Origin of the sequence: Streptomyces sp. NBC_00503, assembly GCF_036346895.1 — a bacterium.
Lineage (GTDB): Bacteria > Actinomycetota > Actinomycetes > Streptomycetales > Streptomycetaceae > Streptomyces.
The window spans coordinates 5718898-5734372 of sequence record NZ_CP107855.1 but is presented as its reverse complement, the minus strand read 5'-3'; the positions used below and the strand labels follow the sequence as shown (position 1 = coordinate 5734372).

At 71.7% G+C, this 15475-nt stretch carries 13 protein-coding genes; 6 read left to right on the top strand and 7 right to left on the bottom strand.

The features are described from left to right. Window positions 1–32 precede the first annotated feature (32 nt). On the top strand, window positions 33–704 hold the full coding sequence (locus tag OG490_RS26640) for a bifunctional DNA primase/polymerase (RefSeq protein ID WP_330298791.1): 672 nt from the start codon (window positions 33–35) through the stop codon (window positions 702–704). 104 nt (window positions 705–808) lie between these two features. Here the strand turns inward: OG490_RS26640 and ftsY are convergent, their stop codons facing one another. Then, the gene (ftsY, locus tag OG490_RS26635; RefSeq protein ID WP_330298790.1) at window positions 809–2026 is read right to left on the bottom strand and encodes a signal recognition particle-docking protein FtsY; all 1218 of its coding nucleotides are present in this window, start codon (window positions 2024–2026) and stop codon (window positions 809–811) included. A 326-nt stretch (window positions 2027–2352) separates the two neighbouring features. On the opposite strand from ftsY, the gene OG490_RS26630 reads away from it, so the two are divergent. Both OG490_RS26630 and OG490_RS26625 read left to right on the top strand, forming a co-directional pair. After that, entirely contained in the window at window positions 2353–3834 is a 1482-nt protein-coding gene (locus OG490_RS26630; protein ID WP_330298789.1) for a cytosine permease, read from the top strand. Window positions 3835–3897: 63 nt separating this feature from the next. Further along, the gene (locus OG490_RS26625; RefSeq protein WP_330298788.1) at window positions 3898–4884 is read left to right on the top strand and encodes an LLM class flavin-dependent oxidoreductase; all 987 of its coding nucleotides are present in this window, start codon (window positions 3898–3900) and stop codon (window positions 4882–4884) included. A 24-nt stretch (window positions 4885–4908) separates the two neighbouring features. On the opposite strand, the gene OG490_RS26620 is transcribed toward OG490_RS26625, so the two are convergent. The 4 genes from OG490_RS26620 to OG490_RS26605 form a co-directional block, all read right to left on the bottom strand. Beyond that, window positions 4909–6345: a sugar porter family MFS transporter gene (locus tag OG490_RS26620; RefSeq protein ID WP_330298787.1), complete on the bottom strand. Its 1437-nt coding sequence runs from the start codon at window positions 6343–6345 to the stop codon at window positions 4909–4911. Between the two features lie 118 nt (window positions 6346–6463). Then, window positions 6464–10282, bottom strand: coding sequence for an AAA family ATPase (locus OG490_RS26615; protein WP_330298786.1), 3819 nt, complete (start codon window positions 10280–10282; stop codon window positions 6464–6466). 205 nt (window positions 10283–10487) lie between these two features. Next, complete coding sequence (locus tag OG490_RS26610) at window positions 10488–10703, bottom strand: hypothetical protein (protein WP_030227372.1); 216 nt, start codon at window positions 10701–10703, stop codon at window positions 10488–10490. A 359-nt stretch (window positions 10704–11062) separates the two neighbouring features. Then, window positions 11063–11344, bottom strand: coding sequence for an acylphosphatase (locus tag OG490_RS26605; protein WP_330298785.1), 282 nt, complete (start codon window positions 11342–11344; stop codon window positions 11063–11065). A 134-nt stretch (window positions 11345–11478) separates the two neighbouring features. Here OG490_RS26605 and OG490_RS26600 point away from each other — a divergent pair, with 134 nt between their 5' ends. Both OG490_RS26600 and OG490_RS26595 read left to right on the top strand, forming a co-directional pair. Next, entirely contained in the window at window positions 11479–12330 is an 852-nt protein-coding gene (locus OG490_RS26600) for a CAP domain-containing protein (RefSeq protein WP_330298784.1), read from the top strand. Window positions 12331–12353: 23 nt separating this feature from the next. Continuing rightward, complete coding sequence (locus OG490_RS26595) at window positions 12354–13295, top strand: aldo/keto reductase (protein ID WP_330298783.1); 942 nt, start codon at window positions 12354–12356, stop codon at window positions 13293–13295. A 57-nt stretch (window positions 13296–13352) separates the two neighbouring features. Here the strand turns inward: OG490_RS26595 and OG490_RS26590 are convergent, their stop codons facing one another. Beyond that, entirely contained in the window at window positions 13353–13964 is a 612-nt protein-coding gene (locus tag OG490_RS26590; protein WP_330298782.1) for a flavodoxin family protein, read from the bottom strand. Between the two features lie 131 nt (window positions 13965–14095). Here OG490_RS26590 and OG490_RS26585 point away from each other — a divergent pair, with 131 nt between their 5' ends. Continuing rightward, window positions 14096–14509: a winged helix-turn-helix transcriptional regulator gene (locus OG490_RS26585; RefSeq protein WP_330298781.1), complete on the top strand. Its 414-nt coding sequence runs from the start codon at window positions 14096–14098 to the stop codon at window positions 14507–14509. On the opposite strand, the gene mutM is transcribed toward OG490_RS26585, so the two are convergent. Next, window positions 14482–15363, bottom strand: a complete 882-nt coding sequence (gene mutM / locus OG490_RS26580) for a bifunctional DNA-formamidopyrimidine glycosylase/DNA-(apurinic or apyrimidinic site) lyase (protein WP_330298780.1) — start codon at window positions 15361–15363, stop codon at window positions 14482–14484. The two genes, OG490_RS26585 and mutM, sit on opposite strands and share 28 nt — an antisense overlap. Between the last annotated feature and the right edge of the window lie 112 nt (window positions 15364–15475).

The window sequence follows — 15475 nt, the reverse complement described above, 5'->3', positions numbered from 1 at the left end:
GGCACGTCCGACCCGTTGGAGGGGGCATGGGCATGGGCTTCACGATCGGCGGCAGCCGCGGCACCAAGGAGTTCCGTTCCGGCGCTCGGCGTCGAGGCCGGACGTCGGAGTGCACGGCGGTGGCGGAGTACACCGGACTGTGGGGCTGGGACGTGGTCCCCGGCGCACGGGCCGCGGCACCCGCCCGCGACTGCTCCTGCGGTCATACGAGTTGCAGCGCGCCGGGGGCGCATCCACTGGCCCTCGCGCCGACGGTCCCGGCCGGAGCCACCCTCGACGAGGTCACCGAGACCTGGAGCGGATACCCGGGGGCCGCGGTGCTGCTCCCCGTCGGCCGCGCCTTCGACATCATCGAGGTGGCCGAGGAAGCCGGCCGACGGGCACTGGTCCGCCTCGAGCGGATGGGCCTGCCGCTCGGCCCGGTCGCCGCGACCCCGGACGGCCGGGCCCAGTTCTTCGTGGCCCCGGGGGCCGCGGCCGGGCTGCCGCAGCTGCTCTACCGGATGGGTTGGGACGACGCCGGGTTGGATCTGCGCGCGCTGGGCCAGGGCTCGTACGTCACCGCGCCGCCCTCCGACCACGCCGGTCTCGGCCCGATGAGCTGGCTGCGCCCCCCGGCGCTGGACTCGGCCGGGGATCCGCCCCAGGCCCGGCTGCTGCTGGGCACCCTCGCCTACCTGTGCCACCGGCTGCGCAAGGCCTGACCTCCGCACACGGCAGTGCCCCCGGGTCCGTGGGACCGCGGGGGCACTGGTCTGCGCAGGGGCTCTCAAGCCTTGTGAAGCCCTCAGTCGCGATCAGTCGCCGATCAGTCGCCGATCAGGGCGTCGACGAAGGCCTCCGGCTCGAAGGGGGCCAGGTCGTCCGCGCCCTCGCCGAGGCCGACGAGCTTGACCGGGACGCCCAGCTCGCGCTGGACGGCGATGACGATGCCGCCCTTGGCGGTGCCGTCGAGCTTGGTCAGCACGATGCCGGTGATGTCCACGACCTCCGCGAAGACCCGGGCCTGGGTCAGGCCGTTCTGGCCGGTGGTGGCGTCCAGGACCAGCAGGATCTCGTCCAGCGGGCCGTGCTTCTCCACGACGCGCTTGACCTTGCCGAGCTCGTCCATCAGGCCGGTCTTGGTGTGCAGGCGGCCGGCGGTGTCGATGAGCACCACGTCGGCGCCCTCGGCGATGCCCTCCTTGACCGCGTCGTACGCGATGGAGGCCGGGTCGCCGCCCTCGGGTCCACGGACGGTGCGCGCGCCGACCCGGTCGCCCCAGGTCTGGAGCTGGTCGGCGGCGGCGGCGCGGAAGGTGTCGGCCGCGCCGAGCACGACGCTGCGCCCGTCGGCGACGAGCACGCGGGCGAGCTTGCCGGTGGTGGTGGTCTTGCCGGTGCCGTTCACGCCGACGACCATGATGACGGCGGGGGTGTCCACGCCGCTCTCGGTCTTCACGGCGCGGTCGAAGTCGGTGCCGAGGAGGGCGACGAGCTCTTCCTTCAGCAGGGCGCGCAGATCGGCGGGGGTGCGGGTACCGAGCACCTTGACCCGCTCGCGGAGCCGGTCCACCAGCTCCTGGGTCGGGGCGACACCGACGTCGGCGATGAGGAGGGTCTCCTCGATCTCCTCCCAGGTGTCCTCGTCGAGGTGCTCGCGGGAGAGCAGCGTGAGCAGCCCCTTGCCGAGCGAGTTCTGCGACCGGGCGAGGCGCGCGCGCAGCCGGACCAGGCGGCCGGCGGTGGGCTCGGGCACCTCGATCTCGGGGGCGGCGGGCACCTCGGCGACGGGGGCTTCGGGCTCCGCGACCGGGGCCTCGGCCGCGGCCTCGGGGAGCGCGACCTCCTCGATCGTGCGGCGCGGTTCTTCCGCCGTCGGTGCGGCGTCCTCCCCCACCTGCGGTTCGGCGGGCGGGGCAGTGATGGTCGGCGTGCTCGACGGTGCCGTGGGCAGCTGCTTCTTCTTGCGGCTGCTGACCACGAGCCCGCTGATCGCACCGACCGCGACCAGGGCGATGACTACGACAAGGATGAGGATTTCCATAACCTGTCCAGTATGCGTGACCTGGCCAACCGCACCTCGTTCTCCAGGCGGGGCTTTGCACCCCCGCGGATCGGGCTGGTCCGTCGCTCGGCCATGTGTCGGCGAGAAGCCCTTCGGGGCGGAGTCACAACGCTCCCCAGTATCGGATCGGATAGGGGTGCGCTCGGCGCTGGGCGCCCATGGGTTGTCGCGGCCCATGCAGTGGGCCGCGACAACCCATGACTCTTGGGGGATCACACAGGGAACTAAGCCTCTGTTTGTACTTTTTGCGGCGAATCTACGATGATGAGCAATCCCCCACCCCGCCTCCCCCACGGAGTACACGTATGCCTGCCGAGACGACCGCCGTCGAGTCACGCGGACTGGAGCCCGTCCCGGACGGCGAGCGGCGCGGCCGGGTCCGCGAGCTCGTGCCGACCTGGGTCGCCGCCAACATCAGCGTGCTGCTGCTGACCATGGGCGCCGGCCTGGTCATCTTCAACAAGCTGAACATCTGGCAGGTGCTCGTCGTCGCGATCGCCGCGCCCGTGGTCTCGTACGGGATGGTCGGCCTCATATCCATCGCGGGCAAGCGCGGCGGCTCCCCCGGCATGGCGCTCTCCCGTGCCGTCTTCGGCCAGCGCGGCAACCTCTTCCCCGGCGCCCTGATCTGGGTCGCCCGCTGGGGCTGGGAGACCATCAACGCGGTCAGCGGCGCCTACGCCGTCCTGACCGTGCTCGACCTGGTCTTCGGCATCAAGAAGAACACCGCCCTGATCGTGGTCACCCTCCTCTTCTTCGTCGGCTGCACCTTCCTGGTCTCCGGTCTCGGCATCAACGCGCTGCGCGTCTGCTCCAAGTGGTCCACGTACCTCTTCGGCGCCTTCAGCGTGCTCGTCCTGGGCTACCTGATCGTCGAGACCGACTGGTCGGCCGTCTTCGGCAAGCCCGCGGGCTCCACCGCGATGATGATCGCGGGCATCGGCACCATCGCCGCCGGCGGCATCAGCTGGGTCCCCTCCGGCCCCGACTTCACCCGGTACCTGCCCCGCACCGCCTCCGCCAAGGGCATGGTCGGCGCCACCATCGGCGGCGCGGCGGTCGTCGTCATCCCGATGGTGCTCATGGGCGCGGTGATGGCGGTCGCCACCCCCGACCTGGCCACCGCGCAGGACCCGGTCTCCTTCATCGGGGAGCTGCTGCCGACCTGGATCGCGGTCCCGTACCTGCTGATCGCGCTCGTCGGCATGCTGCTCATCAACTCGATGTCCATGTACTCGGCCGGCTTCACCGCGCAGACCCTCGGCATCAAGGTCCCGCGCGCGGCGGCGGTGAGCGTCAACGCCGTCATCAGCCTGGTCTTCGGCTTCCTGCTGATGGTGGTCGCGACCAGCTTCTTCGGATCCTTCATCTCCTTCCTGACCCTGCTCGCCGTGGCCTTCTCCGCCTGGATCGGCGTCTTCGGCGTGGACATGCTGCGCCGCACCTCCTACGACAGCGCGGCCCTGCTGGACACCACGCGGAGCAGCGCCTACTGGTACCGGGGCGGTTTCGCCTGGCAGGCCATGACCTCGTGGGGGCTGGCGCTGGTCGTGGGGCTGCTGTTCACGAAGGTCGACTGGTTCAGCGGCCCGCTCGCCACCACCTGGATCGGCGAGAACGGCCTGGGCTGGGCGGCGGGCATCGTCACCTCCGCCGTGCTGTACGCGGTCCTGCCGCGCACGGCCCCGGCCGAGCGGGCCCCGGCCGAGCGGGCCCCGGCCGCCACCGAGGAGTCCGCGCAGGAGCCCGCGACGGCGGGCGCCGGAGCCGGATCCCTGTCCAACTGACGCCACGTCAGCTAACGTCCCCCTTCGCCCGCCCACCCACCTCCGGCGAAGGGGGACTTCTCCATGCCCATCACCGTGGCCCGGTTCAATCTCATCGACCCGAACGGCACCCCGGAAACCCTCTCCGCCCGGTACAAGGCCGCGCTGGAGATGGCGAAGTACGCGGACGACCGCGGGATCGACACCATCCAGACCGAAGAGCACCACGGCACCGACAACAACTGGCTGCCCTCCCCCTTCGCCTTCGCGGGCGCGGTCTTCGGCGCCACCCGCCGGATCGCGGTCACCGTCTCGGCGATCATCGGCCCGCTCTACGACCCCCTGAAGGTCGCTGAGGACATCGCGGTCCTCGACCTCCTCAGCGGCGGCCGCCTCGTCACGGTGGCCGGCATCGGCTACCGGCCCGAGGAGTACGAGCAGCACGGCGTCGAATGGGGCCGGCGCGGCAAGCTCCAGGACGAGCTGCTGGAAACCCTGCTGAAGGCGTGGACCGGTGAGCCGTTCGAGTTCCGGGGCCGGACGGTACGGGTCACCCCGCGGCCCTTCACCCAGCCGCACCCGCTGCTCCTGGTCGGCGGCAGTTCGCAGGCGGCAGCCCGCCGCGCGGCCCGGCTGGGGCTGCCGTTCTTCCCCAGTGCGCACCTGCCGGAGCTGGAGGCGTACTACAACGCCAAGCTCGCGGAGTACGGCACGGAGGGCTTCTGCATGATGCCGGCGGCCCAGACCCCGCTGCTGCACATCGCCGAGGACCCGGACCGGGCGTGGGCCGAGCACGGCGAGCGGTTCCTGCACGAGGCCGGGATGTACGCGTCCTGGCAGTCCAAGGACATCCTCAGCGCCGTCCGCTCGGGCGCGCACACGGTGGCGGAGCTGCGCGCGGAGGGCGTGTACCGGATCCTCACCCCGGACGAGGCGGTCGAGTACGCCCGGGGCGCGGGCGAGGCGGGGAACCTGGTGCTGCACCCGCTGTGCGGCGGGATGCCGATCGACGAGGGCTGGCGGAGCCTGCAGCTGCTGTGCGAGCAGGTGCTGCCCCGACTGGGGGGCTGAGCCGGGGGGCGTTGGCGGGGGTGGTCACCCCATCTCCTCCAACGCCTTGCCCTTGGTCTCCGGCACCCACTTGAGGATGAACGGGATCGAGAGCACGGCGAAGACCGCGTAGATGACGTAGGCGCCGGACAGGTTCCAGTCCGACAGGGTCGGGAACGAGACCGTGATGACCCAGTTGGCGATCCACTGGGCGGAGGCGGCCACGCCCAGGGCGGCGGCGCGGATGCGGCCCGGGAACATCTCGCCGAGCAGGACCCACACCACGACGCCCCAGGACAGGGCGAAGAAGAGCACGAAAAAGTTGGCCGCGATGAGGGCCACGAGGCCCTGGGCGTGCGGCAGGGCGATGTCTCCGCCGCTGGTGTCCTTGTAGGAGAAGGCCCACGCGGCGAGCGCGAGGGAGATCGCCATGCCCACGGACCCGATGAGCGCGAGGGGTTTGCGGCCGATGCGGTCCACGAAGACCATCGCGATCACCGTACCGATGATGTTCACGACGGAGGTCTCGAAGGAGTACAGGAACGAGGAGCTCGGGTCGATGCCGACCGACTGCCACAGCGAGGAGCTGTAGTAGAAGATCACGTTGATGCCGACGAGCTGCTGGAAGACGGAGAGGCCGATGCCGATCCAGACGATGGGCAGGAAGCCCATGCGGCCGCCGAGCAGGTCCTTGAAGGTGGACTTGTGCTCGGAGCGCATGGCGTGCTCGATGTCCCGGACGCGTCCGTCGAGGTCGACGTGCTCGCCCTCGACCTCGGCCAGCACCTTCTTGGCCTCGTCGGTGCGGCCGACGGAGATCAGGAAGCGCGGGGACTCCGGGATGACGAAGGACATCAGTCCGTAGAGCGCGGCCGGGACGACCATGACGCCGAGCATCCACTGCCAGGCTTCCAGACCGCCGACCTTGCCGCGCTGGTCTCCGTCGGCGAGGTTCAGGATCCCCCAGTTGACGAGCTGGGAAATGGCGATGCCGATGACGATCGCGGCCTGCTGGAAGGAGGCGAGCCGGCCGCGGTACGCGGGCGGGGACACCTCGGCGATGTAGGCCGGGCCGATGACCGAGGCCATGCCGATCCCGAAGCCGCCGACGACCCGCCACAGGGCGAGGTCCCAGAGGGCGAAGGGGAGGGCCGAGCCGACGGCGCTGGCCGTGAAGAGGACGGCGGCGATCTGCATGCAGCGGATGCGGCCGATCCGGTCGGCGATGCGGCCCGCGGTGGCGGCGCCCAGCGCGCAGCCGATCAGCGCGGCGGCGATCACCTGGGCGAGGGTGCCGGCCCCGACGTCGAAGCGGTCCCGGATCGCGACGACGGCGCCGTTGATGACGGAGCTGTCGTAGCCGAAGAGGAATCCGCCCATGGCCGCGGCCGCGGTGATGAAGATGACGTGCCCGAGATGATCGGGCTGGGACGCGCGGCCGCCGCCCGATGCAGAGGCCTGCGAGGTGCTGCTGCTGGTCAAGGTCTGCTCCTGCGTCCCCGGCTGCGGTGACGGCCGGTGGGGTCGATTCCTACCAGTGGCGCACAGGTCAAGATCGGGCACCACCCGGAGGAGATCGAACGAATGACGACGACGCGTGTCAGCGCAGACGCTGGCTGATGACCTTCGAGACGCCGTCGCCCTGCATCGAGACGCCGTAGAGCGCGTCCGCGACCTCCATGGTCCGCTTCTGGTGCGTGATCACGATCAGCTGCGAGCTCTCCTGCAGCTCCTCCATGATCCGGATCAGCCGCTGGAGGTTGGTGTCGTCGAGCGCCGCCTCGACCTCGTCCATCACGTAGAACGGGCTGGGCCTGGCCTTGAAGATGGCGACCAGCAGCGCCACGGCCGTCAGCGAGCGCTCGCCGCCGGAGAGCAGCGACAGCCGCTTGACCTTCTTGCCGGGCGGTCGCGCCTCCACGTCGATGCCGGTGGTCAGCATGTTGCCGGGGTCGGTGAGGATCAGCCGGCCCTCGCCACCGGGGAACAGCCGCGAGAACACCCCCTCGAACTCCCGGGCCGTATCCCGGTACGCCTCCGTGAAGACCTGCTCGACCCGCTCGTCCACCTCCTTGACGACCTGGAGGAGATCGGTCCGCGTCTTGCGCAGGTCTTCCAGCTGCTCGCTGAGGAACTTGTGCCGCTCCTCCAGCGCCGCGAACTCCTCCAGAGCCAGCGGATTGACCTTGCCGAGCTGCTGATACGCCCGCTCGGCGGCCTTCAGCCGCTTCTCCTGCCGGGCCCGTACGAAGGGCTGCGGCCCGGCGTCGTCCGACTCCTGGGCCTCCCCCTCCGCGGGCAGGCTCGGCGGCACCGGCTGATCGGGGCCGTACTCGCCGACGAGCCCCTCGGCCCCGATCCCGAACTCCTCCAGGGCCCGCGCCTCCACCTGCTCGATCCGCATCCGCTTCTCCGCGCCGAGCACCTCGCCCCGGTGCACGGAGTCGGTGAGCTTGTCGAGCTCGTCCTTCAGGCCGCGGCCCCGGCTCCTGGCCTCGTCGAGCTCCCGCTCGCGCAGGCCCTTGGCGTACTCGGCCGAGGTGCGCTCCTCGGCGGCCCGGGTCAGCGACACCTCGATGTGCGCGAGCAGCTGGCGGGCGCCGTCGGCGACGGCCGCGGCCACCCGGGCCTCGTGGCGCAGCCGTTCGCGACGGCGCTCGGCCCTGGCCCGGTCCTCCCGCTCGGCGCGGGCCGCGCGATCGAGTCCGTCCGCCCGGCCGGCCAGCCCCTTGACCCGCTCCTCGTGGGTCCGCAGCTGCAGCCGGGCCTCCATCTCGGTCTGCCGCGCGTTCGCCCCGTCGGCGGCGAGCCGGTCCCTGCCGGAAGTGTCGGGCTCGTCTTCGACCGGCATCTCCTCGGCCACGGCGAGCCGCTCCGCGCACTCCTCCACCTCGGCCAGCGCCTGCTCCAGCGCGTCCTGCGCCTTGGCCGCGGCCGAGGCGGCGCGCTCCGCCTCGCCCGCGGCCCCCTTCGCCTGTCCGGCGAGCCGCCCGAGCTGCTGCGCGACCCCGGCCCGTGCCTGCTCGGCGGCCCGCCTGAGCTCACCGAGCTCCTCCACGCGTGCACCGGCCCCGGTACGCCGCTGCTGGGCGGCCGCCTGCTCCTCCTCCAGCGCGAGGCACCGTGCGTCCAGCCGGCCGCGCTCGGCGTCCGCCTCGTCCACGGCCGCCTGCACCTCGATCAGGCTGGGCACCCCGGCGGACCCGCCGTGCGCGAGATGCGCCCCGAGGACGTCCCCGTCGGAGGTCACCGCCACCAGATCGGGCCGCGCGGCGACCAGGGCCTCGGCCTCGTCGAGCCCGCCGACCACCACGTAGTCCCGCAGCACCCAGGCGACGGCCCGTACGAGCGCCGCATCGCCCCGCACCAGCCTCCCGGCGGGGATGCCGGTCCCGGTCCCTGCCCGGGTATCGGCCTCTGTCTCTGTCTCTGTCTCGGCGACGGCCAGTGCGTCCCGCGCACCGGGCCCGGGGACGGCCGGAGCGGTCTGTGCCGCGGCTCCCGAAGCAGCCGCAGCGGCGTGTCCGGCGGGGGCGGCGGCTGGGGTGGCCGCGGGCCGCGGGAAGGCTCCCCCGGGGCCGGCGCCCTGGCCGGGGACGGAACCCGCGGTCCCGGCAGCCGGGTCGGCCGCGGCCGCCGGGTCCAGGGGCCCGGCCGGGGCCGCCGCCTGGCCGGGAAGGGCCGGGACGGGCCGGTCTCCGGGTGCGTCCGGCGGGGTGATCAGGAACGTGGCCCGGCCCGCGTCCGTGGTGCGCAGGTGCCGGATCGCGCCGGATGCCGAGGCCGGCGAGGCCACGGTCACCGCGTCCGCCGCCGCGCCCAGTGCCGCCGCCACCGCGACCTCGTACCCCGGGGTCAGCGACAGCCGCCGCGCCGCCGGGCCCAGCAGGCCTTCGAGCCGTGCCGCCAGCACCGCTCCGGTGCCGTCCTTACGGCGCAGCCCCATCGCCAGGGCCTCGCGGCGGGCCGATACCGCCGCGCGGAGCCGTTCCGCCGTCGCCAACGCGTCGCGCGCCGCGCCGAGTGCGGTCTCCGCCGCCGTCAGTTCCGCCCGCGCGGCCTCGTACTCGCCCTCCCGGTCCGGCGAGGAGTCGTGCTCGCCGACCTCCTCCGCCAGTGCCTCGTACTCCTCGCTCGCCGCCGCCGCACGGGTACGGGCCTCGTCCCGCGCCGCGACCAGCCGGTCGATCTCTGCCTGCGCCGCGCCCGCGCGGGAGCGGGCCGCGCCCAGTCGGCCCGTCAGCCGTGCCAGGCCCTCGCGCCGGTCGGCGATGGCCCGCGCCGCGTCCCGCAGCCGCCGTTCCTCCTCGGCCAGCGAACGCTCCAGCTCGGCCCGGTGCGAGACGGTGTCCTCCAGCGCCCGGGAGGCCGCCTCGAGCGCGGCCGTCAATTCCGCTTCCTGCTCGCGGATCCGCGCGGCTTCCCTCTCCATGTCCTCGGGGTCCCGGCCCCGCCGCGCTTCCTCGGGCGGCACCGCGGCCGACTTGACCCGGGCGTCCGCCAGGGAGGCGGTCCCCCGGACCCGTTCGGCCAGTTGCGACAGCTCGTACCAGGTCTGCTGGGCCCGCTGGAGCCGCGGCGCGAGTTCCCGTACGGCTTCCTCCAGTTCGGATTCCCGCCGCACCGCCCCGGCGAGCTGCGCCTGGGCCGCGTCCTTGCGTTCCTTCAGCGCCGCTTCGTCCGCGATCTCCGCGTCGAGCGCGCCCTTGAGCGTCACGAGGTCGTCGGCGAGCAGCCGCAGCCGCGCGTCGCGCAGGTCGGCCTGGATCACGGCCGCCCGGCGGGCCACCGCCGCCTGCCGGCCGAGCGGTTTGAGCTGGCGGCGCAGCTCGTCGTTGAGGTCCTGGACGCGCGCCAGATTGGCCTGCATCGCGTCGAGTTTGCGCAGGGCCTTCTCTTTGCGTTTGCGGTGCTTGAGCACCCCGGCCGCTTCTTCGATGAAGGCGCGGCGGCCCATCGGATCGGCGTGCAGTACGGAGTCCAGCTGGCCCTGTCCGACGATGACGTGCATCTCGCGGCCGATGCCGGAGTCGGAGAGCAGCTCCTGGATGTCCAGGAGGCGGCAGGTGTCGCCGTTGATCTGGTACTCGCTGCTGCCGCCGCGGAACATGATCCGGGTGATGGTGACTTCGGCGTAGTCGATGGGCAGCGCGCCGTCGGAGTTGTCGATGGTCAGCGAGACCTCGGCGCGGCCGAGCGGTGGGCGGCCGGTCGTGCCGGCGAAGATGACGTCTTCCATCTTCCCGCCGCGCAGGGACTTGGCCCCTTGTTCGCCCATGACCCAGGAGAGCGCGTCCACCACGTTGGACTTGCCGGAGCCGTTGGGGCCCACGACGCAGGTGATGCCCGGCTCGAAGCGCAGGGTGGTGGCGGAGGCGAAGGATTTGAAGCCACGCAGGGTCAGGGACTTGAGGTGCACGCCGCCGGACTCTACCTTTCACGTTCGGTTTCGCCCATGAAGGTGCAGGGCACATCAGACGTTAAAGGAAGGGCCCTCTCACCTGGTGCAACGGCACCGTGGGACAAGAAAGCATGAGACAAGCGTGAGACAAGAAAGAAGGGACGCCGAAGCGCCCCTTGCAGATCTTGCGGTACTTGTTGGTTGAGCGACGAGGGAGCTCGGATCAGGTGAGCGCAGGCTCCGCCTGGGGTACGTCGAGGTCGATGCTGTCGAGCAGCGAGTCTCCGTGCTGTGCGGCGGCCGCGTTCAGTGCGTCGTTTTCGGACTGGATTCGTCCGAGCTCGGACTCGAGGTCCTGGACGCGCTGCTGAAGCCGTCGCATCTCGGCGAGGAGTCGCGGGTCGGAACCGCCGACGTAACCGAGAAGCGCCTTTGCCATGATGGATGGTCCTCCACACTGAGTGACCGACCGGAAGCGGTGTGGGTCGTGAGGGAATCGCACCCGCGGATGTCCGGCAGCGACTGTCAGTCACTGCACACGTTCTTTGGCTAACTGCCAACACTGCCAAACAGCTCAGGTGCGCGGGGCTTCCAGCGTCTCACCAAAAAGTTTGACGGTCAACACGATCACGCCCTGTATCGGCGGGCAGCCCGGTCCTCGCAAGGGATGTGGAGATCATCCTCGTCTCCGAGCCTTCCACGGATCCCGCGAGTCGGCAACGCGTCACCGGGGAATGCGCAGATCCGACCATGTGCGGACCATCCGGAGATCTGTTCAGTGCATGATCAGTCGATCGCTCACCGGATCGCGAACCCTTCGTAGCCACCGCGCGGTGTGCCCCAGATCTCTGTCACCCCGTCCACCTTCCCGGGCGTGTCGGCGCTGTGGAGCCATGCCAGGAGCCGGTGGCAATTCTCACGTTGACCTTCGGCCACCACCTGCACTCGACCGTCGTCGAGGTTGAGCGCGAAGCCGGCCAGTCCGCCGATCTCCAGGGCATTGGCCCTGGTGAACCAACGGAAGCCCACTCCCTGTACACGACCGCGCACCCAGGCGGTCATGCGGACATCTTCATTCATGCCTGAACGCTAACCGGGCAAACACTTTCGGGTCACATCACCCCCTGGCGCCATGGCGTACAGTCGCGCACCAATGAGCTCACCCATTTGGGTGAGTAAACCTTGATCTTGAACTCCGAGGAAGGCTGGCCGCGATGGGACGCCACCGACTCCAGGCCGCACCCCGACGCGGCACGAAGCGCCGTACCGCCGTGCGGGGCGGCCTGCTCGGCGCGGCCGTGGCCGTGGTCCTCGGCACCGCGGCGGTGACCACGGGCGTGGTCCCGGTCGGCTCCTCCTTCCCCTATGTGGGCGTCGCGGGCGCGGGCTCCGACTCGAAGACGGAAGCCAAGGCCAAGGCCTCGCCGAGCCCCGAGAGCGCGCTGGAACAGCAGGGCGGACTCGCCAACCTCTCCGGCCGCGCCTCCGCCGGGCCGGGTTCCGCTTCGGGTTCCGCTTCCCCCTCCGGCTCCCCCTCTCCCTCCGCCTCGCCGTCCCCGTCGGCCAGTCCTTCCCCGACGCCCTCGGCGGAGCCCTCGAAGACCCCCCAGCCGACTCCCACCCCGGCCGCGCCCAAGCCGGCCGCCCCGAAGCCGGCCACCCCCGCGGCCCCGCCGACCGCGGCCGGCCACTCCTCCGAGGAGGCCGCCGTGCTCGCCCTGGTGAACCAGGAGCGCGCACAGGCCGGCTGCGTCCCGGTCCGGGCGAACCCGCCGCTGGCGGCGCTGGCCGGGGCCTTCAGCAAGGACATGGCCGTCCGGGGCTTCTTCGACCACACCGACCCCGACGGCAACACCCCCTGGGACCGGGCCACCAAGGCCGGGATCTCGGGCATGGGCGGCGAGAACATAGCCCGCGGCCAGGGCGACGCGACGGCCGTGATGAAGGCCTGGATGAACAGCCCCGGCCACAAGGCGAACATCCTCAACTGCGAGTTCCGCACCCTCGGGGTGGGCGTGTACAACGCCGCCGGCGGCCCCTGGTGGACCCAGGACTTCGGTTTCTAGCTCATGGCGGAGATCATTCCGCCATGACCTCAACCACGGGCACGACCAAGACCAACACCTCCGGAGCGGCGGCTGCGGGCACCTGGAAACTCGGTGACCTGGAGATCAACCGCCTGGGCTTCGGCACGATGCGCCTTCCGCAGACCGGCGAAGCCCTCATCGCCGATGCCGTTCCGCGCGATCGCGGCCAGGCCATAGCCGTGCTGCGCCGCGCCGTCGAGCTCGGCGTCAACCACCTGGACACGGCCGCGTTCTACTTCTCGCCGCTGCGTTCGGCCAACGAGCTGATCAACGCCGCGCTGGCCCCCTACTCCGAGGACCTCGTCATCACGACGAAGGTCGGGCCCGGCCGGGACCGGTCGGGAGCCTGGCTCCCCCACGCCACCCCCGGCGAACTGCGCGGCCAGGTCGAGGAGAATCTGCGCCAGCTCGGCCGCGACCACCTCGACGTGGTCAACCTGCGGGTGCGGGGGACCGGTTCGATCGCCGAACGGTTCGGCGCGCTGGCGGAGCTGCGCGAGGCCGGGCTCATCCGCCATCTGGGCATCTCCAACGTGACGCCCGAGCACCTCGCGGAGGCCCGGGCCATCGCGCCCGTCGTCTGCGTGCAGAACCCGTACGGGATCGGGGTCCGGCCCGACCAGGAGGCCTTCGTCCGCAGCTGCGGCGAGCAGGGGGTCGCCTTCGTCCCCTTCTACGCGATCGCGGGCGCGGGCGAGGAGGCAGGTCGGGGCGACGGCGCGGACGGCATCGGGGAGTCCGAGGTGCGAGAGGTCGCGCGGGCGCACGGCGTGAGCCCCGCGCAGGTCCGGCTGGCGTGGACCCTGAGCCAGGGACCGCACGTCCTGGCCATCCCCGGCACCGGGGACCTCGACCACCTCGCCGACAACGTGGCCGCGGCGGCCCTGCGGCTCTCCGAGGCGGAGCTCGCCCTGCTCGACGCGGCCCACCGCGGCGCGGCCTGACCAAAAGCAGAAGAGGGGCACGGCCGCGGTGCGGCCGTGCCCCTCTCCGGTGGTGCGTCAGACCGCTTCGGCGGCCAGGGCGGCGCGGCCCGCGACCAGGACGCGGGTCTGCTCGGCGACGCGGCGGCCGAGGTGCTCGGCGGTGGCGATGTCGGCCTTGTGGACGCCCTCGGGACCCTGGTCGGTGTGGGTCTGAGCGGCGGCGCCGTCGAAGAAGCCGAGACGGTTGATGTCGTTCTCGGAAGCGGTGGTGGCGTTCCAGCCCGGCTTCAGGCCCAGGTTGACCCAGCTCATGCCGTGCTGCGCGGCCAGCGTCTGGAAGAAGCCGAGGGTGTGGCCCTTGTCGCCGCTCTTGGAACCGGAGTTGGTGAAGCCGGCGGCGACCTTGTTCTGCCAGCCGTAGGTGAACCACACCTTGGAGCTGGCTTCGGCGAAGGCGTGGAAGGCGCCCGAGGCGGTGCCCATGTAGGTGGGGGAACCGAAGATGATGGCGTCGGACGCGCCCAGGAGCTCCCACTGGGCGTCGTCGATCTCGTCGACCTTGACCAGGTGCACCGTCGCACCGGCCTCGGCGGCGCCCGCCCGGACGGCCTCGGCGATGACGGCGGTGTGGCCGTAGCCCGAGTGATAGGCGATCGAAACGACGGGGGCGTGCGTGATACCGGACAAGGCTGATCTCCCTCGAAAGCTCCGCGGTCGGCCACGGAGCCGTGCTGTTGGTGCGACGGGAAACAGCCAACCACTAACTTTTGGAAAGCGCAAGCAAAATGATCAGCGCTGTGCAGTAGTACGCTGAAAGCATGCAGACTCCAGCCTGTAGCGAAGCCGACGACGCCACCGCTACCGATCCGCCCTTCGATGTCTTCGCCCGCGCCTGTCCGTCCCGGGAGACCCTGGAACACGTCACGGGCCGCTGGGGCAGCCTCACCGTGGGCGCCCTGCGCGAAGGCTCGTGCCGCTTCAACGAGCTGCGCCGCCGCGTCGACGGCGTCAGCGAGAAGATGCTGTCCCAGACCCTGCAGGCCCTGGAACGCGACGGCATCGTCACCCGCGAGGCCCAGCCCACCAACCCGCCCCGCGTCGACTACGAGCTGACCCCCTTCGGCGCGGAGATCGCGGAGCGCCTGGTCGCGCTCATCACCCTGCTGGAGGAGCGCATGCCCGAGGTACTGGGCGCCCGCTCCGCCTACGAGGCTGCGCGCGAAGGCCGCTGACAGCGCGGGCAGAAGTAGCTCGACCGGTTCATCCACGGCCGGCGTCGCATGGGCGTGCCGCAGCGGCGGCAGGGCTCGTCCTCGCGCCCGTAGGCGTCGAGGGACCGGTCGAAGTAGCCGGACTCGCCGTTGACGTTGACGTACAGGCTGTCGAAGCTGGTGCCGCCGGCGTCGAGGGCCGCGTTCATGACGTCCCGGACATGGCCGAGGAGTTCCGCGCTCCGGGGGCGCGTGAGCGTGGCCGTGGGGCGCTCGTAGTGCAGCTTGGCGCGCCACAGCGCCTCGTCCGCGTAGATGTTGCCGACCCCGCTGATCAGCGACTGGTCGAGCAGCGCCCGCTTGATGGTGCTCCGCTTGGCGCGCAGCGCCAGGTGGTAGGCCGCCTCGTCGAAGAGGGGGTCCAGCGGATCCCGGGCGATGTGCGCGATTGTCTCGGGGAGCCCGTCCTCGTACCCGTCCGTCCCGTGGGCGACGCTCTCGTGCAGGGACATGCCACCGAAGGTCCGCTGGTCGACGAAGCGCAGCTCGGTGCCCGCGTCGTCCCGGAACCGCACCCGGATGCGCAGGTGCTTCTCGTCGGGGGCGTCCTCGGGCTGGACCAGCAGCTGCCCGCTCATCCCGAGGTGCCCGAGCACGGACATCTCCCGCTCCGCCAGCGGCAGCCACAGGTACTTCCCGCGCCGCCGGGCCACCTCGAAGGTCTCCCCCGTCAGCCGCGCCGCGAAATCGGCTCCGCCGCCCGCGTGCCGGCGTACGGCGCGCGGATGCAGGACCTCGACCGCGTCCACGGTCCGCCCGGCCACCCAGCGTTCCAGACCGCGCCGCACCACTTCGACTTCGGGCAGCTCGGGCACGGGTTCCTCCGGAGGGATGCGGTCGTGAACGGTCCCGGCGAGCGTACCGGCCGCCCCGGTCGGGGCCGGAAACGGGTCCGCCCGCCCCTGCCGAGGCAGGGGCGGGCGGGGA